The organism is Enterobacter sp. SA197 (genome assembly GCF_054131575.1).
The window spans coordinates 281,930-306,674 of sequence record NZ_CP096393.1 but is presented as its reverse complement, the minus strand read 5'-3'; the positions used below and the strand labels follow the sequence as shown (position 1 = coordinate 306,674).

At 54.3% G+C, this 24,745-nt stretch carries 18 protein-coding genes, 1 tRNA gene and 3 rRNA genes; 7 read left to right on the top strand and 15 right to left on the bottom strand.

Annotated elements, in window-relative coordinates:
* Positions 1 to 54: 54 nt before the first annotated feature.
* The 9 genes from aceK to M1D91_RS01405 all read right to left on the bottom strand — a co-directional run bounded on the left by aceK (position 55) and on the right by M1D91_RS01405 (position 12,378).
* Entirely contained in the window at positions 55 to 1,776 is a 1,722-nt protein-coding gene (gene aceK, locus M1D91_RS01445) for a bifunctional isocitrate dehydrogenase kinase/phosphatase (protein ID WP_437434154.1), read from the bottom strand.
* 533 nt (positions 1,777 to 2,309) lie between these two features.
* Positions 2,310 to 3,614, bottom strand: coding sequence for an isocitrate lyase (gene aceA, locus M1D91_RS01440; RefSeq protein WP_437434175.1), 1,305 nt, complete (start codon positions 3,612 to 3,614; stop codon positions 2,310 to 2,312).
* Between the two features lie 168 nt (positions 3,615 to 3,782).
* Positions 3,783 to 5,384 (bottom strand): malate synthase A, encoded by a 1,602-nt coding sequence (aceB, locus tag M1D91_RS01435; RefSeq protein ID WP_437434153.1) that lies wholly within the window; start codon positions 5,382 to 5,384, stop codon positions 3,783 to 3,785.
* A 261-nt stretch (positions 5,385 to 5,645) separates the two neighbouring features.
* Positions 5,646 to 6,575 carry a homoserine O-succinyltransferase MetA gene (gene metA / locus M1D91_RS01430; RefSeq protein WP_437434152.1) on the bottom strand — a complete coding sequence of 310 codons (930 nt, stop codon included), beginning with the start codon at positions 6,573 to 6,575 and terminating at the stop codon, positions 5,646 to 5,648.
* A 145-nt stretch (positions 6,576 to 6,720) separates the two neighbouring features.
* A complete protein-coding gene (locus M1D91_RS01425; protein WP_437434151.1) occupies positions 6,721 to 7,149 on the bottom strand; it encodes a YjaA family stress response protein in 429 nt (142 codons plus the stop codon).
* A 94-nt stretch (positions 7,150 to 7,243) separates the two neighbouring features.
* Positions 7,244 to 7,359 (bottom strand): 5S ribosomal RNA (gene rrf, locus M1D91_RS01420).
* Between the two features lie 195 nt (positions 7,360 to 7,554).
* Positions 7,555 to 10,460: ribosomal RNA gene (locus tag M1D91_RS01415) — 23S ribosomal RNA — on the bottom strand.
* A 218-nt stretch (positions 10,461 to 10,678) separates the two neighbouring features.
* Positions 10,679 to 10,754, bottom strand: a tRNA-Glu gene (locus tag M1D91_RS01410).
* A gap of 84 nt (positions 10,755 to 10,838) precedes the next feature.
* Positions 10,839 to 12,378: ribosomal RNA gene (locus M1D91_RS01405) — 16S ribosomal RNA — on the bottom strand.
* The 16S, 23S and 5S rRNA genes sit together here with 1 tRNA gene alongside, the layout of an rRNA operon.
* A 625-nt stretch (positions 12,379 to 13,003) precedes the next feature.
* Here M1D91_RS01405 and purH point away from each other — a divergent pair.
* Positions 13,004 to 14,593 carry a bifunctional phosphoribosylaminoimidazolecarboxamide formyltransferase/IMP cyclohydrolase gene (gene purH / locus M1D91_RS01400; protein WP_437434200.1) on the top strand — a complete coding sequence of 530 codons (1,590 nt, stop codon included), beginning with the start codon at positions 13,004 to 13,006 and terminating at the stop codon, positions 14,591 to 14,593.
* A gap of 15 nt (positions 14,594 to 14,608) precedes the next feature.
* A complete protein-coding gene (gene purD / locus M1D91_RS01395) occupies positions 14,609 to 15,901 on the top strand; it encodes a phosphoribosylamine--glycine ligase (protein WP_437434199.1) in 1,293 nt (430 codons plus the stop codon).
* Between the two features lie 63 nt (positions 15,902 to 15,964).
* Here the strand turns inward: purD and M1D91_RS01390 are convergent, their stop codons facing one another.
* The 6 genes from M1D91_RS01390 to nudC form a co-directional block, all read right to left on the bottom strand.
* Entirely contained in the window at positions 15,965 to 16,657 is a 693-nt protein-coding gene (locus M1D91_RS01390; RefSeq protein WP_437434202.1) for a DUF1481 domain-containing protein, read from the bottom strand.
* Positions 16,658 to 16,669: 12 nt separating this feature from the next.
* On the bottom strand, positions 16,670 to 16,942 hold the full coding sequence (gene hupA / locus M1D91_RS01385; RefSeq protein WP_437434198.1) for a nucleoid-associated protein HU-alpha: 273 nt from the start codon (positions 16,940 to 16,942) through the stop codon (positions 16,670 to 16,672).
* 186 nt (positions 16,943 to 17,128) lie between these two features.
* A complete protein-coding gene (locus tag M1D91_RS01380; RefSeq protein ID WP_437434197.1) occupies positions 17,129 to 17,719 on the bottom strand; it encodes a YjaG family protein in 591 nt (196 codons plus the stop codon).
* A gap of 42 nt (positions 17,720 to 17,761) precedes the next feature.
* The gene (gene nfi, locus M1D91_RS01375) at positions 17,762 to 18,433 is read right to left on the bottom strand and encodes a deoxyribonuclease V (protein WP_437434196.1); all 672 of its coding nucleotides are present in this window, start codon (positions 18,431 to 18,433) and stop codon (positions 17,762 to 17,764) included.
* A 9-nt stretch (positions 18,434 to 18,442) separates the two neighbouring features.
* The gene (gene hemE, locus M1D91_RS01370) at positions 18,443 to 19,507 is read right to left on the bottom strand and encodes a uroporphyrinogen decarboxylase (RefSeq protein WP_437434195.1); all 1,065 of its coding nucleotides are present in this window, start codon (positions 19,505 to 19,507) and stop codon (positions 18,443 to 18,445) included.
* 40 nt (positions 19,508 to 19,547) lie between these two features.
* Complete coding sequence (nudC, locus tag M1D91_RS01365) at positions 19,548 to 20,321, bottom strand: NAD(+) diphosphatase (RefSeq protein ID WP_437434194.1); 774 nt, start codon at positions 20,319 to 20,321, stop codon at positions 19,548 to 19,550.
* A 90-nt stretch (positions 20,322 to 20,411) separates the two neighbouring features.
* Here nudC and rsd point away from each other — a divergent pair, with 90 nt between their 5' ends.
* From rsd to thiS, 5 genes are all read left to right on the top strand, one after another.
* A complete protein-coding gene (gene rsd, locus M1D91_RS01360; RefSeq protein ID WP_437434193.1) occupies positions 20,412 to 20,915 on the top strand; it encodes a sigma D regulator in 504 nt (167 codons plus the stop codon).
* Between the two features lie 364 nt (positions 20,916 to 21,279).
* A complete protein-coding gene (gene thiC, locus M1D91_RS01355; RefSeq protein ID WP_437434192.1) occupies positions 21,280 to 23,178 on the top strand; it encodes a phosphomethylpyrimidine synthase ThiC in 1,899 nt (632 codons plus the stop codon).
* Positions 23,178 to 23,813: a thiamine phosphate synthase gene (gene thiE / locus M1D91_RS01350; RefSeq protein ID WP_437434191.1), complete on the top strand. Its 636-nt coding sequence runs from the start codon at positions 23,178 to 23,180 to the stop codon at positions 23,811 to 23,813. Before thiC ends, thiE begins: the two co-directional genes overlap by 1 nt.
* Positions 23,806 to 24,564, top strand: coding sequence for a HesA/MoeB/ThiF family protein (locus tag M1D91_RS01345; RefSeq protein WP_437434190.1), 759 nt, complete (start codon positions 23,806 to 23,808; stop codon positions 24,562 to 24,564). Before thiE ends, M1D91_RS01345 begins: the two co-directional genes overlap by 8 nt.
* Positions 24,545 to 24,745, top strand: coding sequence for a sulfur carrier protein ThiS (gene thiS, locus M1D91_RS01340; RefSeq protein ID WP_437434189.1), 201 nt, complete (start codon positions 24,545 to 24,547; stop codon positions 24,743 to 24,745). The genes M1D91_RS01345 and thiS overlap by 20 nt, the downstream gene beginning before the upstream one ends.

The window sequence follows — 24,745 nt, the reverse complement described above, 5'->3', positions numbered from 1 at the left end:
TTACAGTGAGAAGGTACAAACCCTAAAAACGGCAACAATGTTGCCGTTTTGCTTTTACCTTCTAATACAAAACCGCTGGCGCCGGCGGTAGGCGTAAACATCCTCCACGTGGCCGTTTTTAATACGTGTTTGTAACCCGCGCCAGTAATCTGCCCGCAGCAGGTCCGCATGCATCTCCTCAAATAAAGGTCCGATTTGCGGGTCTGCGCAGAGCCAGTGGCGAAATTCCTCCGGGAACACATCTCCCGGCGCGACGCTGTACCAGGGTTCCGCACTCATCTCGTCTTCCGGGTAGCGCGGCGGAGGAATATCCCGGAAATTCACCTCGGTCATGTAGCAAATTTCGTCATAGTCGTAGAACACCACACGCCCGTGGCGGGTGACGCCGAAGTTTTTAAACAACATATCGCCGGGAAAAATATTCGCGGCCGCAAGCTGGCGAATCGCGTTACCATACTCCTCAACGGCATCGCGCAGCTGCTGACCGCTTACCCGCTCAAACCACAGATTGAGCGGCACCATCCGCCGCTCGATATAAAGATGGCTGATGACAATGCGATCGCCGAGGTCGGTGATCTTTTGTGATGCCTCTTTAAATAGCAATGCCATTAATTCTGGTGCTATCCGGCGTTTCTCCAGCACGAAGTTTTCGAACTCCTGGGTGTCCGCCATGCGCCCTACGCGATCGTGCTCTTTGACAAGCTGATAGCAGGCACGTACATGGGCGGCACTCATCTCTTTTTGCGGCGGGAACTGGTCCTTAATGATTTTAAACACCCGATCAAAGCCCGGCAGAGTGAACACCAGCATCACCATGCCGCGTATGCCCGGCGCTTCGATAAACTGCTCATCACTGCCCGCAAGGTAGCTCAGATATTCACGGTAGCTTTCGGTTTTGCCATGCTTCTGGCAGCCAATTGCCATATACAACTCGGCGGTAGTTTTGCCGGGCAGGATTTCCCGCAGCCACTCCACCAGCGCGGCAGGCTGTGGTGCATAAACCATAAAGTAGGAGCGGGCGAAGCCAAATACGATGCTGGCTTCAGCGATGGCCGTCAGACAGGTATCCACAAAAAGCTCGCCATCATCGCTACGGTGAATCGGCAACAAAAAAGGCAGCGTCCCCGCAGGCGTAACCAGTTTGCCTACCAGCCAGGCCGCTTTATTACGATAAAAGAGTTCATTGGCGATATGCAGATGCGCCTTGCGTAGCACCTCAACACCGAAGGTTTCCACCAGATGGGCAATGATGTAGCCCACGTCCCGCGTCAGGTTCTGCCAGGGCAGGCGTAATGGTAAATCACTGAGCACCCGCGTCAGCAGCGTTTCCCAACAAGCTTCAGGGTAAAAATCTTTTGCCAGCGGACGGGCATGCTCACGAAAATGGCGTTCTGGCTGAGAACTGAATATGAATAGCCGCTCGGGCGTCAGCGCATGGTGATCGAACAGGCGGCAATATACGGAGTTAAAAAAACTCTCGGCGATTTCATAGCGCGGATAGTCCGGAAGAAGCTGGGTATAGTGCGCTTTAACCTGAAGGAGAAAATCGGGGTCAGGGCGCGGGTTATCAGTAATACAGCGCAGTTGTTCCACCACCAGCCCCACATGGTGATCGTAGAGATGGATGCGTTGTTTCATCGCCTGCTGTACCGCATGCCAGTCGGCTTGTTCAAAGCGCTGCTGCGCCCCGGAGGTAACCTCCAGAAAACGACCATACTGGGCGTCGAAGCCCTGCAGAATGGTTTGTGCAATCAGTAGTTCCAGCCCACGCGACATAGCGTCCCCTCACCCCGGCCCTCTCCCCGGAGGGGCGAGGGAGAAAAAAACGGCACGAATCCTGAGCCCCCAACCCTGTCATCCTCTCTCCCTGAGGGTTGGGGAATCCCCACAAAAAAAGGCGAGCACGGCCAGTTCCCTCTCCCCAATGGGGAGAGGGAGAAAAAAAACGGCACGAATCCTGACCACCCACCCCTGTCATCCTCTCTCCCTGAGGGTTGGGAAATCCCCACCAAAAAAGCGAGCACGGCCAGTTCCCGCTCCCCAATGGGGAGAGGGAGAAAAAAACGGCACGAATCCTGACCACCCACCCCTGTCATCCTCTCTCCCTGCGGATTGGGAAATCCCCACCAAAAAAGCGAGCACGGCCAGTTCCCGCTCCCCAATGGGGAGAGGGAGAAAAAAACGGCACGAATCCTGAGCACCCAACCCTGTCATCCTCTCTCCCTAAGGGTTGGGGAATCCCCACAAAAAAAGGCGAGCACGGCCAGTTCCCTCTCCCCAATGGGGAGAGGGTTAGGGTGAGGGGAAAATTAAAACTGCGACTCTTCCGTTGACCCGGTCAGCGCCGTCACCGACGAAACGCCACCCTGGATGATAGTGGTGACCTTATCGAAATAACCCGTCCCCACCTCCTGCTGATGGGACACAAAGGTATAACCCTCTTTGGCGGCGGCAAATTCCGGTTGCTGCACTTTTTCGACGTAGTGACGCATTCCTTCGCCCTGCGCATAAGAACGCGCCAGATCGAACATGTTGAACCACATGCTGTGAATACCCGCGAGCGTAATAAACTGATACTTGTAGCCCATGTCTGACAACTGTTGCTGGAAACTGGCGATGGTTTGATCGTCCAGATTTTTCTGCCAGTTAAATGAGGGAGAACAGTTGTAGGCCAGCAATTTCCCTGGGAACTTCGCATGAATCGCATCGGCGAAGCGCTTCGCCAGCGCCAGGTCCGGTGTGGAGGTTTCACACCACACTAAATCAGCATAAGGCGCATACGCCAGGCCACGGCTGATAGCCTGTTCGATACCGGCGTGAGTACGGTAAAACCCTTCGCTGGTGCGCTCACCGGTAATGAATGCGCTGTCGTAAGGGTCGCAATCAGAAGTGATCAAATCCGCCGCGTCAGCATCGGTACGCGCAATCACCAGCGTTGGCACCCCCAGTACATCTGCCGCCAGGCGTGCGGCCACCAGTTTCTGCACTGCTTCCTGCGTCGGAACCAGTACCTTGCCGCCCATATGTCCGCATTTTTTCACCGAGGCGAGTTGATCTTCGAAGTGAACCGCCGCTGCACCGGCTTCAATCATCGATTTCATCAGCTCGAAGGCATTCAGTACACCGCCAAATCCGGCTTCCGCATCGGCGACGATCGGCAGGAAGTAGTCCACGTAGCGCGGATCGTTGGGTTCAATACCGGATGACCACTGGATCTGATCCGCGCGGCGGAAGGTGTTGTTGATCCGATCCACCACGGAGGGCACGGAGTTAGCCGGATAGAGCGATTGATCCGGATACATGCTGGATGCGAGGTTCGCATCTGCGGCCACCTGCCAGCCGGACAAATAAATGGCTTCCACGCCCGCCTTCGCCTGCTGCAGTGCCTGCCCACCGGTCAGCGCGCCCAGACTGTTGACATAGCCTTTCTTCGATTCGCCATGCAATAAACGCCACATTTTCGCGGCACCCAGCTGCGCCAGCGTATATTCCGGGTTCACCGAGCCACGTAATTTCACCACCTCTTCCGCGCTGTAAGGACGTGTAATGCCTTCCCAGCGAGAGTGAGTCCATTCTTTTTGTAATTCTTCGATTTGTTGGGTACGGGTTTTCATGTGCAGATGCTCCATTTTTTATCCTGGCAACCCAGGCGTTATTAGTGAAGGCAGTTTGCTTTCGGGAAGCCGCTTATCCCTTCGGGACCACCCCAGGGCGTTTAAAACGTGTTGCGTTTTGTCTCAGAACTGCCCGAAGTCAAAATGGCGAACAAAATAGCCTGGGCGTTATGCGAGCAGGCGGTAGCCCGGCAAGGTCAGGAAATCAATCAGCTCATCAGAAGTGGTGATTTGTTCCATCAACCGCGCGGCATCGTTGAAACGACCGCTGCTGAAGCGGTGCTCCCCCAGCTCGTCCTGAATGACCCGCATCTCTTCAGCAAGCATCTGGCGGAACAGGGCTTTGGTCACAGGCTTACCGTTACTGAGTGTTTTCTCGTGGTGGATCCACTGCCAGATGGAGGTGCGGGAGATTTCAGCCGTGGCCGCGTCCTCCATCAGACCATAGATCGGCACACACCCATTGCCGGAGATCCAGGCTTCGATGTACTGCACCGCCACGCGGATATTGGCGCGCATCCCCTTTTCAGTTCGTTCACCGTCAGCTGGCGCTAACAGTTGTTCTGCGGTAATAGGTGCATCTTCTTCCCGGGTGACAGAGAGCTGATTAGGATTCTCACCCAACGCTTTGCTAAAGACGTCCATCGCCGTGTCGGCAAGACCAGGGTGCGCAATCCAGGTTCCGTCATGCCCATTGTTGGCTTCCAGCGCTTTGTCCGCTTTAACTTTCTCCAGCACCTGATTGTTGCGCTCAGTATCTTTACTCGGAATGAAGGCCGCCATACCGCCCATCGCAAACGCGCCGCGTTTGTGGCAGGTTTTGATCAACAGACGCGAATAGGCATTGAGGAAAGGTTTGTCCATAGTAACGACCTGACGGTCAGGCAACACCCGGTCCGGGTGGTTTTTCAGTGTCTTGATATAGCTGAAAATATAGTCCCAGCGACCACAGTTAAGCCCCACAATATGGTCGCGCAACGCGTGCAGGATCTCATCCATCTGGAAAACCGCAGGCAGCGTTTCAATCAACAGGGTGGCTTTGATGGTGCCGCGAGGCAGATTAAAGCGATCTTCGCTATAGCTGAAAACCTCACTCCACCATGCGGCTTCCTGCCAGGCCTGGGTTTTTGGCAGATAGAAATAGGGGCCGCTGCCTTTAGCCAGGAGCGCTTTATAGTTGTGGAAGAAGTAGAGCGCGAAATCAAACAGGCTACCGGGAATGGCTTCACCCCGCCAGGTAACATGTTTTTCTGGCAGATGCAGACCGCGCACACGGCAAATCAGTACCGCCGGATTGGGCTTAAGTTGGTAAATTTTCCCGGCATCGTTGGTGTAACTGATGGTGCCGTTCACTGCATCGCGCAGGTTAACCTGTCCCTCAATAACTTTGTCCCAGTCGGGTGAGAGGGAATCTTCAAAATCCGCCATGAAGACCTTCACATTGGCGTTGAGCGCGTTGATCACCATCTTGCGCTCTACCGGCCCGGTGATCTCTACGCGGCGATCCATGAGGTCAGCCGGAATCCCACGGATCTTCCATTCACTATTTCTAATGGAATCCGTTTCCGAAATAAAATCAGGAAGCGTCCCTTCGTCAATAGCCTGTTGTTGCTGGATGCGTGCCGCCAGCAGTTTATTACGTTGTGGCGTAAAGCGCGTAACCAGTTCAGTCAAAAACTCTACCGCACCGGGCGTAAGAATATGCTCTTCCCGCTCGCCAGAAGGTTTAATAAACGTCAGTTCGTCCGTTGTCGTTGCCTGTTGTGTCATTACGCAGCCCTCGTCAGTGATCCGAATACGTCCCCACGCTGAAAGAGACAGGTTGTCGTTTTTTCGTTCAGCAGAAATAAGACTACTCAATTAAAATCCAAAATCAAAAACAATTTCCATTTTTAATTTAAAATCAATTTAACGTATTGATAACAAATGATTTAAAGTTTGTATCGTTCATGGAGGGGGTTTCGGAAATAAAAAAGGCACCCGAAGGTGCCTTAAAATGCTGCTGAAACGGTTAACGATCCCGCAAATGGATCAGTCCAGAGTGGGGTTCATGTGGCGCAGATCGTAAGGGGTGATCTGGTAAACATAGTAGTTCAACCAGTTGATAAACAGCAGGTTTCCATGGCTACGCCAGGTAGCATGCGGTTTGTTCTGCGGATCGTTTTTAGGAAAATAGTTATAGGGAACCTCTGGTGACAGCCCCGCCTCCACATCGCGGAAATATTCTCCCGCCAGGGTGTTGGCATCATACTCAGGGTGGCCGGTAACAAAGGCGATACGCTTGTCTTTACTGGCGAAGAGGTAAGCGTCTCCATCGTCTGTTTCAGCCAGGATTTCAAGATCGGTATAGTCACGAATCAACGCGGCCGGGAAGTCGGCGTAACGGGAGTGCGGCGCCAGGAAGGTATCGTCAAAACCACGGGTCAGCAGCGCATGAGGGTGCAGAATGCGGTGCTCGTAAACGCCGGAGAGTTTTCCTTCACGAGTTTGCTTGGGGATACCATACAGAATATTGAGCGCCGCCTGTACGGCCCAACAGACAAAAAGCGTTGAGGTGACGTGATCTTTGGCCCACTCCAGCACCTGCTGGATCTGCGGCCAGTAGGCCACATCGTTAAACTCGACCAGCCCCAGCGGCGCGCCTGTAACGATCAGTCCATCGAAATTCTCTTCGCTGATTTCATCGAAATTGCAGTAGAAATTGTTCAGATGCTCAACGGGTGTATTGCGGGATTCTCGTGTATCAATACGCAGCAGTTTAACGTCAACCTGCAGGGGAGAGTTGGAAAGCAGGCGTAAAAACTGGTTCTCCGTCTCGATTTTCTTCGGCATCAGATTGAGAATAAGTACCTTCAGCGGACGAATTTCCTGACCAGTTGCACGTGACGTCGTCATTACAAAGACGTTTTCATCACGTAAGAAATTGACGGCTGGTAGCTCGTCCTGCACCCGAATCGGCATAACTTATATCCTCACTGCATACGTTTAAACGTTTAGACATCCAGACAGCTGGAAAGATACCCAGGATTTCTGTAAATGTCGAGTCTGCATGTGGAAGGTGAGGAAGTTTCACGTCGCGACTGTGTCGCAACGTGGCAATTTGTGGTCAGGAGATAATTTTAGGCTTACTGGCGGGGGGATTAGCGTCTTTACCCTGCCGACTGAGCGCCGCCAGGACCTGTTCATCGTTCAGAAGCGTCTCATCATCGATGACTTTGGGATATTTACACCGCCCCTGTGAGGCCCCGAAGGTCATTTCAAGCAAGGCTCTTTCTTCTACCGCCGACAGCCCGCCCTCGTTCATTTCCAGGGCGTGGCTGAGGATCTGCAAGTTTCCCGCGCCGGGTAGCACATGCCAGAAAGATCGGGGTGCAACCTGCTTAATAAGATGGGCCAGGAAACCTTCCGCTTCAAAGAAATCGGCAATAATGATGCGTTGATTGCTGAATATGTGGGTACCGGTGACCTGCTGGCGCGTATTAAGGTTACGAACCACCATTCGGTTTTTATAAATCTGAGCGTACAGAACAGTCATAGCCAATTCCTTTAGCAATACGTTCAACGTTTTGAGATATAACAATAGCAAAAAAGCCCCATGCTTTCGCATGAGGCTTTTCTGTTTGTTTGATGCCTGGCAGTTCCCTACTCTCGCATGGGGAGACCCCACACTACCATCGGCGCTACGGCGTTTCACTTCTGAGTTCGGCATGGGGTCAGGTGGGACCACCGCGCTACTGCCGCCAGGCAAATTCTTTGTGCTCTGTACGCAATCTTTTATCGCATCAGCCGCGTTGCCTGCGCTCGCAAAGTCAGTCACATACCTCAGTATGCTCCTTCCTTTCCTTCGCTGGCCGCCTTGCTGCTGCGTAAATTATTGCGCACTTAATTCTGGAATCAGCTGAAAATCGTGTTTCTCACGCCAAAACAGCTTCGGCGTTGTAAGGTTAAGCCTCACGGTTCATTAGTATCGGTTAGCTCAACGCATCGCTGCGCTTACACACCCGACCTATCAACGTCGTCGTCTTCAACGTTCCTTCAGGAGACTTAAAGTCTCAGGGAGAACTCATCTCGGGGCAAGTTTCGTGCTTAGATGCTTTCAGCACTTATCTTTTCCGCATTTAGCTACCGGGCAGTGCCATTGGCATGACAACCCGAACACCAGTGATGCGTCCACTCCGGTCCTCTCGTACTAGGAGCAGCCCCCCTCAATTCTCCAGCGCCCACGGCAGATAGGGACCGAACTGTCTCACGACGTTCTAAACCCAGCTCGCGTACCACTTTAAACGGCGAACAGCCGTACCCTTGGGACCTACTTCAGCCCCAGGATGTGATGAGCCGACATCGAGGTGCCAAACACCGCCGTCGATATGAACTCTTGGGCGGTATCAGCCTGTTATCCCCGGAGTACCTTTTATCCGTTGAGCGATGGCCCTTCCATTCAGAACCACCGGATCACTATGACCTGCTTTCGCACCTGCTCGAGCCGTCACTCTCGCAGTCAAGCTAGCTTATGCCATTGCACTAACCTCCTGATGTCCGACCAGGATTAGCTAACCTTCGTGCTCCTCCGTTACACTTTAGGAGGAGACCGCCCCAGTCAAACTACCCACCAGACACTGTCCGCAACCCGGATAACGGGTCCACGTTAGAACATCAAACATTAAAGGGTGGTATTTCAAGGTTGGCTCCACGCAGACTGGCGTCCACGCTTCAAAGCCTCCCACCTATCCTACACATCAAGGCTCAATGTTCAGTGTCAAGCTATAGTAAAGGTTCACGGGGTCTTTCCGTCTTGCCGCGGGTACACTGCATCTTCACAGCGAGTTCAATTTCACTGAGTCTCGGGTGGAGACAGCCTGGCCATCATTACGCCATTCGTGCAGGTCGGAACTTACCCGACAAGGAATTTCGCTACCTTAGGACCGTTATAGTTACGGCCGCCGTTTACCGGGGCTTCGATCAAGAGCTTCTCCTTACGGATAACCCCATCAATTAACCTTCCGGCACCGGGCAGGCGTCACACCGTATACGTCCACTTTCGTGTTTGCACAGTGCTGTGTTTTTAATAAACAGTTGCAGCCAGCTGGTATCTTCGACTGGTTTCAGCTCCGTGAGCAAGTCACTTCACCTACGCACCAGCGTGCCTTCTCCCGAAGTTACGGCACCATTTTGCCTAGTTCCTTCACCCGAGTTCTCTCAAGCGCCTTGGTATTCTCTACCTGACCACCTGTGTCGGTTTGGGGTACGATTTCGTGTTACCTGATGCTTAGAGGCTTTTCCTGGAAGCAGGGCATTTGTCACTTCAGCACCGTAGTGCCTCGTCATCACACCTCAGCGTTAAAAGGTACCGGATTTACCTGGAACCTCCGCCTACATGCTTAAACCGGGACAACCGTCGCCCGGCCGACATAGCCTTCTCCGTCCCCCCTTCGCAGTAACACCAAGTACAGGAATATTAACCTGTTTCCCATCGACTACGCCTTTCGGCCTCGCCTTAGGGGTCGACTCACCCTGCCCCGATTAACGTTGGACAGGAACCCTTGGTCTTCCGGCGAGCGGGCTTTTCACCCGCTTTATCGTTACTTATGTCAGCATTCGCACTTCTGATACCTCCAGCAGCCCTCACAGGCCACCTTCAACGGCTTACAGAACGCTCCCCTACCCAACAACACATAAGTGTCGCTGCCGCAGCTTCGGTGCATGGTTTAGCCCCGTTACATCTTCCGCGCAGGCCGACTCGACCAGTGAGCTATTACGCTTTCTTTAAATGATGGCTGCTTCTAAGCCAACATCCTGGCTGTCTGTGCCTTCCCACATCGTTTCCCACTTAACCATGACTTTGGGACCTTAGCTGGCGGTCTGGGTTGTTTCCCTCTTCACGACGGACGTTAGCACCCGCCGTGTGTCTCCCGTGATAACATTCTCCGGTATTCGTAGTTTGCATCGGGTTGGTAAGCCGGGATGGCCCCCTAGCCGAAACAGTGCTCTACCCCCGGAGATGAGTTCACGAGGCGCTACCTAAATAGCTTTCGGGGAGAACCAGCTATCTCCCGGTTTGATTGGCCTTTCACCCCCAGCCACAGGTCATCCGCTAATTTTTCAACATTAGTCGGTTCGGTCCTCCAGTTAGTGTTACCCAACCTTCAACCTGCCCATGGCTAGATCACCGGGTTTCGGGTCTATACCCTGCAACTTAACGCCCAGTTAAGACTCGGTTTCCCTGCGGCTCCCCTATACGGTTAACCTTGCTACAGAATATAAGTCGCTGACCCATTATACAAAAGGTACGCAGTCACACCACGAAGGTGCTCCCACTGCTTGTACGTACACGGTTTCAGGTTCTTTTTCACTCCCCTCGCCGGGGTTCTTTTCGCCTTTCCCTCACGGTACTGGTTCACTATCGGTCAGTCAGGAGTATTTAGCCTTGGAGGATGGTCCCCCCATATTCAGACAGGATACCACGTGTCCCGCCCTACTCTTCGAGTTCACAACAGATGCATTTTCGTGTACGGGACTTTCACCCTGTACCGTGCGACTTTCCAGACGCTTCCACTAACACATTTGCTGATTCAGACTCTGGGCTCTTCCCCGTTCGCTCGCCGCTACTGGGGGAATCTCGGTTGATTTCTTTTCCTCGGGGTACTTAGATGTTTCAGTTCCCCCGGTTCGCCTCATGCCACTATGTATTCATGACATGATAGTGTGACGAGTCACACTGGGTTTCCCCATTCGGGTATCGCCGGGTCAAGGGTTCATATCACCTCGCCGGCGCTTATCGCAGATTAGCACGCCCTTCATCGCCTCTGACTGCCAGGGCATCCACCGTGTACGCTTGGTCGCTTAACCTCACAACCCGAAGCTGTTTCGTAAAACACTTCAGTGTCGTGAAAATTTGAGAGACTCAAACACGCCTGTTTTTCTTTTCTTATTACGGAGAAAAGAAACAGGGTGTTGTTTCAATTTTCAGCTTGATCCAGATTTTTAAAGAGCAAATATCTCAAACGTCACCCGAAGATGAGTTTTGAGATATATCAGCAGGTGACTTTCACTCACATACCAGCAAGTGGCGTCCCCTAGGGGATTCGAACCCCTGTTACCGCCGTGAAAGGGCGGTGTCCTGGGCCTCTAGACGAAGGGGACACAAAGTCTCAATCGCAAGACGCCTTGCTATTTACTTTTCATCAGACAATCTGTGTGAGCACTGCAAAGGCAGGTTCTTTAAGGTAAGGAGGTGATCCAACCGCAGGTTCCCCTACGGTTACCTTGTTACGACTTCACCCCAGTCATGAATCACAAAGTGGTAAGCGCCCTCCCGAAGGTTAAGCTACCTACTTCTTTTGCAACCCACTCCCATGGTGTGACGGGCGGTGTGTACAAGGCCCGGGAACGTATTCACCGTGGCATTCTGATCCACGATTACTAGCGATTCCGACTTCACGGAGTCGAGTTGCAGACTCCGATCCGGACTACGACATACTTTATGAGGTCCGCTTGCTCTCGCGAGGTCGCTTCTCTTTGTATATGCCATTGTAGCACGTGTGTAGCCCTACTCGTAAGGGCCATGATGACTTGACGTCATCCCCACCTTCCTCCAGTTTATCACTGGCAGTCTCCTTTGAGTTCCCGACCGAATCGCTGGCAACAAAGGATAAGGGTTGCGCTCGTTGCGGGACTTAACCCAACATTTCACAACACGAGCTGACGACAGCCATGCAGCACCTGTCTCAGAGTTCCCGAAGGCACCAAGGCATCTCTGCCAAGTTCTCTGGATGTCAAGAGTAGGTAAGGTTCTTCGCGTTGCATCGAATTAAACCACATGCTCCACCGCTTGTGCGGGCCCCCGTCAATTCATTTGAGTTTTAACCTTGCGGCCGTACTCCCCAGGCGGTCGACTTAACGCGTTAGCTCCGGAAGCCACGCCTCAAGGGCACAACCTCCAAGTCGACATCGTTTACAGCGTGGACTACCAGGGTATCTAATCCTGTTTGCTCCCCACGCTTTCGCACCTGAGCGTCAGTCTTTGTCCAGGGGGCCGCCTTCGCCACCGGTATTCCTCCAGATCTCTACGCATTTCACCGCTACACCTGGAATTCTACCCCCCTCTACAAGACTCAAGCCTGCCAGTTTCGAATGCAGTTCCCAGGTTGAGCCCGGGGATTTCACATCCGACTTGACAGACCGCCTGCGTGCGCTTTACGCCCAGTAATTCCGATTAACGCTTGCACCCTCCGTATTACCGCGGCTGCTGGCACGGAGTTAGCCGGTGCTTCTTCTGCGGGTAACGTCAATCGACACGGTTATTAACCGTATCGCCTTCCTCCCCGCTGAAAGTACTTTACAACCCGAAGGCCTTCTTCATACACGCGGCATGGCTGCATCAGGCTTGCGCCCATTGTGCAATATTCCCCACTGCTGCCTCCCGTAGGAGTCTGGACCGTGTCTCAGTTCCAGTGTGGCTGGTCATCCTCTCAGACCAGCTAGGGATCGTCGCCTAGGTGAGCCATTACCCCACCTACTAGCTAATCCCATCTGGGCACATCTGATGGCAAGAGGCCCGAAGGTCCCCCTCTTTGGTCTTGCGACATTATGCGGTATTAGCTACCGTTTCCAGTAGTTATCCCCCTCCATCAGGCAGTTTCCCAGACATTACTCACCCGTCCGCCACTCGTCACCCGAGAGCAAGCTCTCTGTGCTACCGTTCGACTTGCATGTGTTAGGCCTGCCGCCAGCGTTCAATCTGAGCCATGATCAAACTCTTCAATTTAAGTTTGATGCTCGTAGAATTAAACTTCGTAATGAATTACGTGTTCACTCTTTGAGACTTGGTATTCATTTTTTGTCCGAGGACATCAAGAATCCATGTCACTTTGAGTGCCCACACAGATTGTCTGATAAATTGTTAAAGAGCAGTGCAACGCGGCTTTCGCTCACCGTTGCGAGGTGGCGTATATTACGCTTTCCTCTTTCAGAGTCAACCCTGATTTTCAGGATTTTTCTCTTCAACCGAACCGGCTGTTTAGTGTGAAGTGATTCACATCTGCCGTGTCGATGGAGGCGCATTATAGGGAGTTCTCCTGAAGCCGCAATAGAAAAATTGCAGAAAAATGACTGACTGCTGCATTCCCCAGCAAAACCCCGCCTTATACCCTTTTACGCACAGAGTTATCCACAAACCTTTCCGGCACCTTGCTGAAATTAGCCTCGCCAACCTATAAAGGAAGGGCAAAATTATGCGTTCCTGGTCGAAAGATAAAAATTCGCGAGCGTTGCGCAAACGTTTTCGTTACAATGCCCGCGCAAAAAAGCAGCCCCGTAAGGGGCGTTAGCTGAGTTTTTAAATGAAAATTCAGCTAACGCTCTCTGTTATCGTCAAATCCAGGGGATTTACCATGCAACAACGTCGTCCAGTCCGCCGCGCTCTGCTCAGTGTTTCTGACAAAGCAGGCATCGTTGAATTCGCTCAGGCGCTTTCCGCACGTGGTGTGGAACTGCTTTCTACAGGCGGTACTGCCCGCCTACTGGCAGATAAAGGCTTACCCGTGACCGAAGTTTCCGATTACACCGGTTTCCCGGAAATGATGGATGGACGCGTGAAGACCCTGCATCCGAAAGTACACGGCGGGATCCTCGGCCGTCGTGGCCAGGATGATGCCATCATGGCTGAACACAGCATCTCTCCCATTGATATGGTTGTCGTTAACCTCTATCCGTTTGCACAGACCGTTGCTCGCGAAGGCTGCTCGCTGGAAGATGCGGTAGAAAACATCGATATTGGCGGCCCGACCATGGTGCGCTCTGCGGCCAAGAACCATAAAGATGTCGCCATTGTAGTAAAGAGCAGCGACTACAACGCCATTATTGAAGAGATGGATGCCAACGACGCCTCTTTGACGCTGGAAACCCGCTTCGACCTCGCCATCAAAGCATTCGAACACACTGCGGCCTACGACAGCATGATTGCCAACTACTTCGGTAGTCTGGTGCCGGCTTACCACGGCGATAGTAAAGAAGCCGCCGGTCGCTTCCCGCGTACCCTGAACCTGAACTTCATTAAGAAGCAGGATATGCGTTATGGCGAGAACAGCCACCAGCAGGCAGCCTTCTATATAGAAGAAGAGGTGAAAGAAGCCTCGGTAGCCACAGCCCGGCAGCTGCAGGGTAAAGCCCTCTCCTATAACAACATCGCGGATACTGATGCGGCGCTGGAATGTGTGAAAGAGTTCAGCGAGCCGGCCTGCGTTATCGTCAAGCACGCGAACCCGTGCGGCGTGGCGGTAAGCAACTCTATTCTGGATGCCTACGATCGCGCGTACAAAACCGACCCCACCTCGGCATTCGGCGGCATCATCGCTTTTAACCGCGAGCTGGATGCGGATACCGCACAGGCCATTATCTCTCGTCAGTTTGTAGAGGTGATCATCGCCCCTTCTGCGACAGAGGAAGCGCTGAAAATCACTGCTGCTAAACAGAACGTTCGCGTCCTGACCTGCGGTGAATGGTCTGCACGTGTGCCGGGTCTGGATTTCAAACGCGTTAACGGTGGCCTGCTGGTTCAGGACCGCGATCTTGGAATGGTAACCGAAGGTGAACTGCGCGTGGTCAGTAAACGCCAGCCGACCGAACAAGAGCTGCGCGATGCGCTGTTCTGCTGGAAGGTGGCGAAGTTCGTGAAATCCAACGCCATTGTGTACGCCAAAGAGAACATGACTATCGGCATAGGCGCAGGGCAGATGAGCCGCGTTTACTCCGCGAAAATCGCAGGGATTAAAGCCGGCGACGAAGGGCTTGAAGTAAAAGGCTCAGCAATGGCTTCCGACGCGTTCTTCCCGTTCCGTGACGGCATTGACGCGGCGGCGGCGGTGGGCATCACCTGTGTCATCCAGCCTGGCGGGTCTATCCGTGATGAAGAAGTGATTGCCGCCGCCGACGAACACGGTATCGCAATGATCTTCACCGACATGCGTCACTTCCGCCATTAATCCACGGAGCAGACAATGAAAGTATTAGTGATTGGTAACGGTGGGCGCGAACACGCCCTTGCATGGAAAGCGGCACAATCGCCGCTCGTTAATACCGTATTCGTGGCACCGGGTAATGCCGGCACTGCTCTGGAGCCGACGTTGCAGAACGTTGCTATTGGTGCGACGGATATTCCGGCCCTGTTGAATTTTGCTCAAAGTGAAAAAATTGACCTGACGATTGTGGGCCCGGAAGCACCGCTGGTTATTGGTGTGGTGGATGCTTTCCGTGCAGCGGGCTTGCAAATTTTTGGCCCCACGCAGGGTGCCGCCCAGTTGGAAGGCTCCAAAGCCTTCACCAAGGACTTCCTGGCACGCCACAAGATTCCGACAGCGGAATATCAGAACTTCACTGAAGTAGAGCCTGCGCTGGCGTACCTGCGTGAGAAAGGTGCACCGATTGTGATTAAGGCGGACGGTCTGGCGGCCGGTAAAGGCGTTATCGTAGCAATGACCCTTGAAGAAGCGGAAGCCGCCGTGAACGACATGCTGGCTGGCAACGCCTTTGGTGACGCGGGTCACCGTATCGTTATCGAAGAGTTTCTGGATGGCGAAGAAGCCAGCTTTATTGTGATGGTCGACGGTGAGCATGTGCTGCCGATGGCCACCAGCCAGGACCACAAGCGTGTGGGCGACGGTGATACTGGCCCGAACACCGGCGGTATGGGGGCTTACTCCCCGGCTCCGGTCGTGACGGATGTCGTTCACCAGCGCACCATGGAACGCGTGATCTGGCCAACCGTAAAAGGCATGGCGGCAGAGGGAAATACCTACACCGGTTTCCTGTATGCCGGGCTGATGATCGATAAAGCAGGTAACCCTAAGGTTATCGAATTCAACTGCCGTTTTGGCGATCCTGAAACGCAGCCGATCATGATGCGTATGCAGTCAGATCTGGTAGACCTCTGTCTTGCCGCCTGCAAAGGCAATCTGGATGAGAAGACGTCTGAGTGGGACTCACGCGCTGCCCTGGGTGTAGTGATGGCGGCAGGCGGCTATCCGGGTGAATACAACACGGGTGACGTTATCCACGGCCTGCCGCTGGAATCGACGCCTGCAGGTAAAGTGTTCCATGCCGGTACGACACTGTCGGCTGAGGATCAGGTGCTGACAAGCGGAGGCCGTGTACTTTGCGTTACGGCGCTTGGCGAGACCGTTGCCGAAGCTCAACAGCGCGCTAATGCACTGATGGCCGATATTCACTGGAATGGCAGCTTCAGCCGCAAGGATATTGGTTATCGTGCTATTGCACGCGAGCAAGGGAAGTAATTTCTCTAATCCACCCTCTCCTCAGGGAGAGGGTCGGCATGAAAGCTGCTGGTCGCAATGACCTCAGAAGCGCTTCTCCGTTGGCTGCCAGGTGCAGAAATCTTCATTTGCCACCAGCAACAACTGCGCCCCTTCAGGTCCTTCAAGCCAGGCGATGCTCACCTCTACCGACGAGTGATCCTGTCGACGCTGAATGTGGCTAAGCGCTAATGCATCCAGATCAGGCTTTATCGTCTGGCCCTCACAGGTGGTCACCGCACCGTTGGTATGCCAGCGGCCCTGATGCAGTTCTACCCTTCCCTGTCGCAATGCATCGCTGGTCTGGCGAATCTGATCGGCACGATAGCGATAGAGCGCGACCTGATCGCTGGAAATTTGCTGCTTCTGCCCGTTGATTTCACGCTGCATGAAGCTGAGTTCGCCGTGGTCGTCGAAGCGTATACGGATGTGTTCGGGCTGTTTACCGTAGATGTTGAGCTCAATCAGGCTGAGTGCATCATCCTGCCAGCGATACTCACTCAGGGAGGTGTTGCCACGATGCCAGGGGCTGAAAGCCGCGAGAATATGTGTCTCGTTGCCAGAATCTTTACGCCATAAGCGCATCGCCCCCTGGTCCCCGGCGTAACCACTGGCGGTAAAAGGCGGTAGCGCGTCGTTGTGACTACAGGCAGTCAGTAACAGTATGCCAGCCAGCGGCAACGACCGACGCCAGAATGACAAAAGGGGCCGCAAAGCCCCTTCGATAAAACTGTTCACTGCCATGCTGTCTTACTTAACAGAATCTTTCAGTGCTTTACCAGAAACAAATGCCGGCACGTTAGCTGCGGCGATTTTGATTTCTTTACCGGTCTGCGGGTTGCGGCCAGTACGCTCAGCGCGGTGGTTCACTTTGAAGGTACCGAAACCAACCAGTTGTACAGCATCGCCTTCTTTCAGAGACTCAGTAATCGCAGCCAGGGTGGATTCCAGAGCAGCTTTAGCCTGTACTTTAGACAGGTCAGCTTTGTCTGCAATTACATCAATTAATTGAGTCTTGTTCATAAGTTATCCTTTCAATGTGTTTATCGCTTGCTAAGCATCGAGTGCGACGGAAATGCCTCAAAAGCACCCTCCTGCATACACGCACCGATAGCCACTTTTTTTCGCCCCCCAAATGTAGACCAGACGGGGGTCAGAAGGGAAGCCTCCCAGAACGACAAAACAGGCGTTAAATCACGTTTTGTTGTCTCATTGCTGCAAATTTATACCGATATTACTCTCGCCAGCCTCACGCAGGTCTGCCCGCAGGCCTTTAATCAGCTCAATATCGCGTTCTTCGCACGCCGCCAGAAGGCGGAAGATTTCCCACTGGATGTCCCATTCCTGCTCCACTGCGGGGTTCTCTTTCAACTCCTCGTCGGTCATTTCACGACCCGCCTGCGTCATTTCAAGCATTGCCACGGTGGTGATCGAGGTCTTGCTGACCTCGATGGCGTATTCCAGCGCTTCGCCGCTTAACAGCGCATGAATCAGATCGCTCAACGCCACGCACGCATCGATCGCCGGATAGACACCGTACATATCGTAGTCGTCAGCAGAGGGAATTGCCTCTTCCAGTTTCTCAAGCTGATTATCAAAGTTCACTTTCGCGTCTTTGACCGTTAGCGTTTCCCATACCAGGTCAAGGATACGGCGGTACAACTGTGGCTCGCCAAACTCGGTTTGCTGGCAGAACATGGCGTAATTGGGATGCATACGTTCGCACAGGCAGGCCATAAAGGTGACATGCTGCCACGTGGCGAGCTTCTCCAGACGCAGGTGAATCGGGTTTTGTAACATGATGAGTTCTCAGACACTGAAATTAGCCGCAGTGTACCTTAATCAGCCCTGAATTGCCTGCCATCGCGTGAACGCCGGGCGCCCTGAGGCTACCGCATCGGCCCAACGTGTCGGCTCCGGGAGTCGGTAGCCTTTTGTACAGCGTTCGACCCACGCCAGGGCGGTGTCAGTACTTACCCGATGGCCTGTTGCCACGAAAAGCGGGTTGCAGCGCGCTTTACTGCGCCAGACCCATGCCAGCTGCTCCCCTTTGTCCATGAGCGGCGCCCGTGACCCAGGCTCGTCAGAGAGAGGTTCAAACTTTCCGCACAGCCGTTTTTTGGCAACGCCAATGGTCGGCACGTCCACCAACAGACCAAAGTGGCTGGCAACGCCCAGGCGGCGCGGGTGAGAGATGCCGTGTCCATCAACGAACAGCAGGTCGGGCTTTTGCGAGAGCTGCTCCCACGCTGCGAGCAGCGCAGGATATTCACGGAAGGAGAGAAAACCGGGGATATAGGGCATGGTGGTGGGGATGCGCGCTACCTGATACTCCAGTAGCTCAAGCGAGGGCCAGGACAAAAGCACCATCGCCGCGCGGGTCACCTCCCCACCCTGTTCAAACCCAACGTCTGCGCCGCCAATGAGCGCAGGGGGATCCTTGTCCAGACGGTCGTCACGACAAACCGATGAAGCCAGTTCAATTTGTTGAGCACGCAGTGACGCAAGATCCATAACCACTCCTTACTTGTGATATCGGGCTGAGAGCTGGTGCACCGCCTCCACAAACGCGCCAGCATGTTCCGGCGGCACATCCTGATGGATGCCGTGACCGAGGTTGAACACATGCCCTTCGCCCTCACCGAAACCTGCAAGTATAGTCGCGACTTCTTCTTCTATACGGGCAGGCGTGGCATAAAGCATCGACGGGTCCATGTTGCCCTGCAGCGCCACTTTGTTGCCTACGCGACGGCGGGCGTCGGCAATATCCGTCGTCCAGTCGAGGCCCAGCGCATCACAGCCAGTTTCTGCCATTGCTTCCAGCCATTGTCCGCCACCTTTGGTAAACAGGGTGACCGGAACACGGCGGCCGTCGTTTTCACGCAGCAGGCCATCAACGATTTTATGCATGTAATAGAGCGAGAACTGCTGGTAATCACGGCCCGTCAGCACACCGCCCCAGGTATCGAAAATCATCACGGACTGGGCACCGGCTTTAATCTGTGCGTTCAGGTAAAGGGTGACGCTTTTCGCGAGCTTATCGAGCAACAGATGCAGCGTTTGCGGCTCGGCATACATCATCTTTTTAATGACGGTAAAGGCCTTGCTACTGCCCCCTTCCACCATATAGGTCGCCAGCGTCCACGGGCTTCCGGAAAAACCAATGAGTGGCACTGCGCCTTTCAGTTCGCGGCGAATGGTACGCACCGCGTTCATGACATACCCCAGCTCCTGCTCGGGATCGGGCACCGGGAGTTTTTCCACATCAGCATGGCAGGTGACAGGAGAGGTAAAACGTGGGCCTTCACCCGCCTCGAAATAGAGCCCTAAACCCATCGCATCCGGGATGGTCAGGATGTCAGAGAAGAGGATCGCTGCATCCAGTTTGTAACGACGCAACGGCTGCAGGGTGACTTCGCACGCCAGCTCGGCATTTTTGCACAGCGACATGAAGTCGCCCGCCTGGGCGCGCGTCGCTTTATATTCCGGAAGATAGCGACCGGCCTGACGCATCATCCAGACTGGCGTCACGTCCACGGGCTGGCGCTGAAGTGCGCGAAGGTAGCGATCGTTTTTTAAGTCGGTCATGTTTACATTCCTTTAGCGTTTATGCGCCCAGTGTAACATGTCACTCATATTCTGCCCGACACTGCGCGACCGTATCTTCAATCAGACGACGGGCAACGGTGCCAGGCGGAGGCAGCAGTGGCAGGTCGTCGTAGCGATACCAGCTGGCATCGATCAGTTCCTTAGGATCGATGACTATCTCCCCGCTGTCGTATTCCGCCATAAACGCCGTCATCAGCGACTGCGGAAAAGGCCAGGGCTGGGAGGTGATGTAGCGCAGGTTTTTAACGTTGATACTGCTTTCTTCCATCACTTCACGGGCAACGGCCTGTTCCAGCGTTTCGCCCACCTCAACAAAACCGGCCAGAACGGTGTAAATGCCATTGCGATGGCGAGTGTGTTGAGCCAGGAGAATTTTATCTTCACGGCGTATGGCTACGATAATGCAGGGGGCTATCTGCGGGTAATAACGTTCACGGCAGTGGTCACATAACAGGGCCCATTCGGTTTTGCTGGGGTGCATAGTGTGGCCGCAATAACCGCAAAACTTGTGCGAACGATAAAACTCAGCAAGCTGAACTCCGCGCCCGGCCAGCTGAAACAATCCAGGATCCTGCTCGATCACCTGACGCACCGATCCCATATCCTGATGGCGATGCTGACGGATCATCCAGACGGGTTCGCCTTCCCATTCACCAATTTTAAGTGCGCTTTGCCCCACAAGATCGAAATTTCCTGCATTACCGAGTGGTAATTCTCCCCCGGGCAACCATAATTTTTGTTCATGGCTTACGATCCACCAGCCATGATCTGATGACTCGATAATACGATGCATTTGTTTGCACTACCTTAGCTTTACTGGCATGTTGTTAACATTATTATTACATTCGAGCTTTTTTTTAATCTTAATATTGCGGAGTCAATTATGCTAAACCAGCTAGCAACACTGGCGGAAAGAATTGGAGGAAGTAACGAACTGGTCGACAACTGGCTCTATAACCGAAAACAGTTGCTGGTTCATTACTACAACCTGGTTGGCATAAAACCTGGCAAAGGATCGTACATGCAGCTGAATGAAAAAGCGCTGGACGAATTCTGTCATAACCTGGTCGAATACCTTTCCGCCGGACATTTTAATATTTATGAACGTATTATCAGCGAAATGGAAGGGACCAGCCCACTTTTAGCCTCCACGCAGATTTACCCCCTGCTTGAAGCCAATACCCTTGAAATTATGGAGTATTACGACTCCAGCCTGGAAAATGCTATCGACGATGACAACTACGCTGAATTTCAGCAGGCGCTGTCTGACATCGGCGAAGCCCTGGCCGCCCGCTTCTCGCTTGAAGACAAGCTGATCGTACTGGCGTTCGACCATAATCTTAAAGACAGCGCCAATGACGAAAGTGGAATGGCGCGCCCTGCTTGAGTTCTTTCTGATTAACGCGTAATTTACATACCGCCCCCTGCAATTGAGGGGGGTTTTTCTTGTCGGAGTGCCTATATTTTCACAATAGCATTCGCGATGCGTCGAGGCGGCAAGTCAGTGAATCCCCGGAGCTTACATGAGTAAGTGACTGGGGTGAGCTGACGCAGCCAACAAAGAGGCAGCGTGAAGGATGAAGTGAAAAAGGCTGAGACCGTTAATTCGGGATCCGCGGAACCTGATCAGGCTAATACCTGCGAAGGGAACAAGAGTAATTCAGCTTTATGCTGCTGCCTTCACGGGCGGTGCACATCCATTACTCCATCCGTCGTCTGACAAGCCATGTCCTTAACTTTTGGAATGCGCTATGTCTGCCACTACTAAACTGACCCGTCGTGAACAACGCGCCCAGGCGCAGCACTTTATTGATACGCTGGAAGGAACCGCCTTCCCCAACTCAACACGCATCTACCTTACCGGTTCACGACCGGATATCCATGTTCCGATGCGTGAAATCCAGCTCAGCCCGACGCTTATCGGCGGCAGCAAAGCGGAGCCGCAGTACGAGGAAAACGAGGCTGTTCCGGTCTACGACACGTCCGGCCCGTACGGCGACCCGAACATTACTATCAACGTTCAGCAGGGACTGGCGAAGCTGCGCCAGCCGTGGATTGATGCGCGTAACGACTGCGAAGAGCTGGCAAACCGCAGCTCCGCTTATACCAAAGAACGTCTGGCCGACGACGGCCTGGACGAACTGCGTTTTACCGGTCTGCTGACGCCAAAGCGTGCCAGAGCAGGCAAATGCGTAACCCAACTGCACTATGCGCGCCAGGGGATCGTGACGCCAGAAATGGAATTCATCGCCATCCGCGAAAACATGGGCCGCGAGCGCATTCGCAGCGAGGTGTTACGTCATCAGCATCCGGGCGAAGGGTTCGGTGCCCGGCTGCCGGAGAACATCACCCCGGAATTCGTGCGTAAAGAGGTGGCCGCCGGACGGGCGATTATCCCCGCCAACATCAACCACCCGGAGTCGGAGCCGATGATCATTGGCCGCAACTTCCTGGTAAAGGTTAACGCCAACATCGGCAACTCGGCGGTCACCTCTTCCATTGAAGAAGAAGTGGAAAAGCTGGTCTGGTCGACGCGCTGGGGGGCAGATACGGTGATGGATCTCTCTACCGGCCGCTATATCCACGAAACCCGCGAGTGGATCCTGCGTAACAGCCCGGTACCGATCGGTACGGTGCCCATCTACCAGGCGCTGGAGAAGGTCAACGGTATTGCGGAAAACCTCAGCTGGGAAGCCTTCCGCGACACCCTGCTGGAGCAGGCCGAACAGGGCGTCGACTACTTCACCATTCACGCTGGTGTGCTGCTGCGCTACGTGCCGATGACCGCCAAACGCCTGACCGGCATCGTCTCGCGCGGCGGTTCGATTATGGCGAAGTGGTGCCTGTCCCACCATCAGGAAAACTTTCTCTATGAACACTTCCGCGAGATCTGCGAAATCTGTGCCGCCTATGACGTGTCGCTCTCACTCGGCGACGGTCTGCGTCCGGGATCGATTCAGGATGCTAACGATGAAGCGCAGTTTGCCGAACTGCATACGCTGGGCGAACTGACCAAAATCGCCTGGGAGTATGACGTGCAGGTGATGATTGAAGGTCCGGGCCACGTGCCGATGCAGATGATCCGCCGCAACATGACTGAAGAGCTGGAGCACTGCCACGAAGCGCCGTTCTACACCTTAGGGCCGCTCACGACCGATATCGCGCCGGGTTACGACCACTTCACCTCCGGCATTGGCGCGGCGATGATTGGCTGGTTCGGCTGTGCCATGCTCTGCTACGTCACCCCGAAAGAGCATCTCGGCCTGCCGAACAAAGAGGATGTGAAGCAGGGGCTGATTACCTACAAAATTGCCGCCCATGCGGCGGACCTGGCGAAAGGGCATCCGGGGGCGCAAATCCGCGACAACGCCATGTCGAAAGCGCGCTTCGAGTTCCGCTGGGAAGACCAGTTCAACCTGGCGCTCGACCCGTTCACCGCCCGCGCCTACCACGACGAAACGCTGCCGCAGGAGTCCGGCAAAGTCGCGCACTTCTGCTCCATGTGCGGGCCTAAATTCTGTTCAATGAAAATCAGCCAGGAGGTGCGTGACTACGCGGCCGCGCAAGCCATCGACGTGGGGATGGCGAACATGTCAGAAAATTTCCGCGCCAGCGGCGGCGAAATCTACCTCAAAAAAGAGGAGGTATAATGTACCAGCCCGATTTCCCCCCCGTTCCCTTTCGACTGGGGCTCTACCCGGTGGTGGACAGCGTCGAGTGGATAGCGCGCCTGCTGGAGGCAGGTGTGCGCACGCTTCAGTTACGTATCAAAGATAAACGCGATGACGAGGTCGAGGCCGAGGTGGTTGCCGCCATTGCGCTGGGGCGCCGTTACCAGGCCCGCCTGTTTATCAACGACTACTGGCGGCTGGCGGTGAAACACCAGGCCTACGGCGTTCACCTTGGTCAGGAAGATCTGGAAACCACCGATCTGAAAGCCATTCAGCAGGCCGGATTACGGCTGGGCGTCTCCACGCATGATGATATGGAGATCGACGTGGCGCTGGCGGCGCGCCCATCCTACATCGCGCTGGGACACGTCTTCCCGACGCAAACCAAGCAGATGCCTTCTGCGCCACAGGGTCTGGAACAGCTGGCGCGGCATATTTCACGGCTGGCGGACTACCCTACGGTGGCCATCGGCGGTATCAGCCTTGAGCGTGCGCCTGCTGTTCTGAAAACGGGCGTCGGCAGCATTGCGGTCGTCAGCGCGTTCGCTCAGGCGCCTGACTGGCGCGAAGCCACGGCGCTGTTACTGAACATGGCGGGGACCGGCGATGAATGACCGCGACTTTATGCGCTACAGCCGCCAGATGCTGTTGGAAGATATTGCCATTGAGGGCCAGCAAAAACTGCTCGCCAGTCGGGTGCTGATTATCGGTCTGGGGGGTTTAGGTTCCCCGGCCGCCCTCTATCTGGCTGGCGCGGGCGTTGGCACCCTGGTACTGGCGGATGACGACGACGTACATCTGAGCAACCTGCAGCGGCAAATTGTCTTTACTACCGACGATATCGCCCGGTCAAAATCGCAGGTGACAAAACAGCGATTAGAACGGCTTAACCCGGACATTACGCTCATCGCCCTGGAGCAGCGGCTGGCCGGGGATGCTCTCCTTCATGCGGTTAAACATGCCGATGTGGTGCTGGATTGCACCGACAATATGGCGACCCGCCAGGCCATCAATGCCGCCTGCGTCAACACCGGCACGCCGCTGATTACCGCCAGTGCCGTCGGCTTTGGCGGCCAACTCATGGTATTAACGCCTCCCTGGACTCACGGCTGTTACCGCTGCTTATGGCCGGATGATCGTGAACCCGGACGTAACTGTCGGACCGCGGGAGTACTTGGGCCAGTGGTAGGGGTGATGGGAACGTTGCAGGCGCTGGAAGCCATCAAATTGCTGAGCGGAATGCCCTCCCTCCACGGTGAGTTGCGTCTGTTTGATGCCCGAACCCATGCCTGGCGGAATCTGACGCTACATCGCGCCAGTCACTGCCCGGTTTGTGGAGGTCTCCATGCAGATTCTCTTCAATGACTCACCTGTCGCGCTTACCGGTACGCTGACCGTAACGGCGCTACTGACCCAGCTCGGTCAGCTCAAACCAGGCGCCGCGCTGGCGCTTAATCAGCAGATCCTGCCGCGGGAGCAGTGGGACCAGCATCATGTGCAGGATGGCGACCAGATCCTGCTTTTTCAGGTCATCGCAGGGGGCTGA

Bases quoted from the DNA above. Each gene is read 5' to 3' on its own strand.
- thiC (WP_437434192.1), top strand. From the start codon at position 21,280: ATGTCTGCCACTACTAAACTGACCCGTCGTGAACAACGCGCCCAGGCG.
- metA (WP_437434152.1), bottom strand. From the start codon at position 6,575: ATGCCGATTCGGGTGCAGGACGAGCTACCAGCCGTCAATTTCTTACGT.
- nudC (WP_437434194.1), bottom strand. From the start codon at position 20,321: ATGCATCGTATTATCGAGTCATCAGATCATGGCTGGTGGATCGTAAGC.
- hupA (WP_437434198.1), bottom strand. From the start codon at position 16,942: ATGAACAAGACTCAATTAATTGATGTAATTGCAGACAAAGCTGACCTG.
- nfi (WP_437434196.1), bottom strand. From the start codon at position 18,433: ATGGATCTTGCGTCACTGCGTGCTCAACAAATTGAACTGGCTTCATCG.
- thiE (WP_437434191.1), top strand. From the start codon at position 23,178: ATGTACCAGCCCGATTTCCCCCCCGTTCCCTTTCGACTGGGGCTCTAC.
- thiS (WP_437434189.1), top strand. From the start codon at position 24,545: ATGCAGATTCTCTTCAATGACTCACCTGTCGCGCTTACCGGTACGCTG.
- hemE (WP_437434195.1), bottom strand. From the start codon at position 19,507: ATGACCGACTTAAAAAACGATCGCTACCTTCGCGCACTTCAGCGCCAG.
- M1D91_RS01380 (WP_437434197.1), bottom strand. From the start codon at position 17,719: ATGTTACAAAACCCGATTCACCTGCGTCTGGAGAAGCTCGCCACGTGG.
- rsd (WP_437434193.1), top strand. From the start codon at position 20,412: ATGCTAAACCAGCTAGCAACACTGGCGGAAAGAATTGGAGGAAGTAAC.
- M1D91_RS01425 (WP_437434151.1), bottom strand. From the start codon at position 7,149: ATGACTGTTCTGTACGCTCAGATTTATAAAAACCGAATGGTGGTTCGT.
- M1D91_RS01345 (WP_437434190.1), top strand. From the start codon at position 23,806: ATGAATGACCGCGACTTTATGCGCTACAGCCGCCAGATGCTGTTGGAA.
- aceK (WP_437434154.1), bottom strand. From the start codon at position 1,776: ATGTCGCGTGGGCTGGAACTACTGATTGCACAAACCATTCTGCAGGGC.
- aceB (WP_437434153.1), bottom strand. From the start codon at position 5,384: ATGACACAACAGGCAACGACAACGGACGAACTGACGTTTATTAAACCT.
- purD (WP_437434199.1), top strand. From the start codon at position 14,609: ATGAAAGTATTAGTGATTGGTAACGGTGGGCGCGAACACGCCCTTGCA.
- aceA (WP_437434175.1), bottom strand. From the start codon at position 3,614: ATGAAAACCCGTACCCAACAAATCGAAGAATTACAAAAAGAATGGACT.
- purH (WP_437434200.1), top strand. From the start codon at position 13,004: ATGCAACAACGTCGTCCAGTCCGCCGCGCTCTGCTCAGTGTTTCTGAC.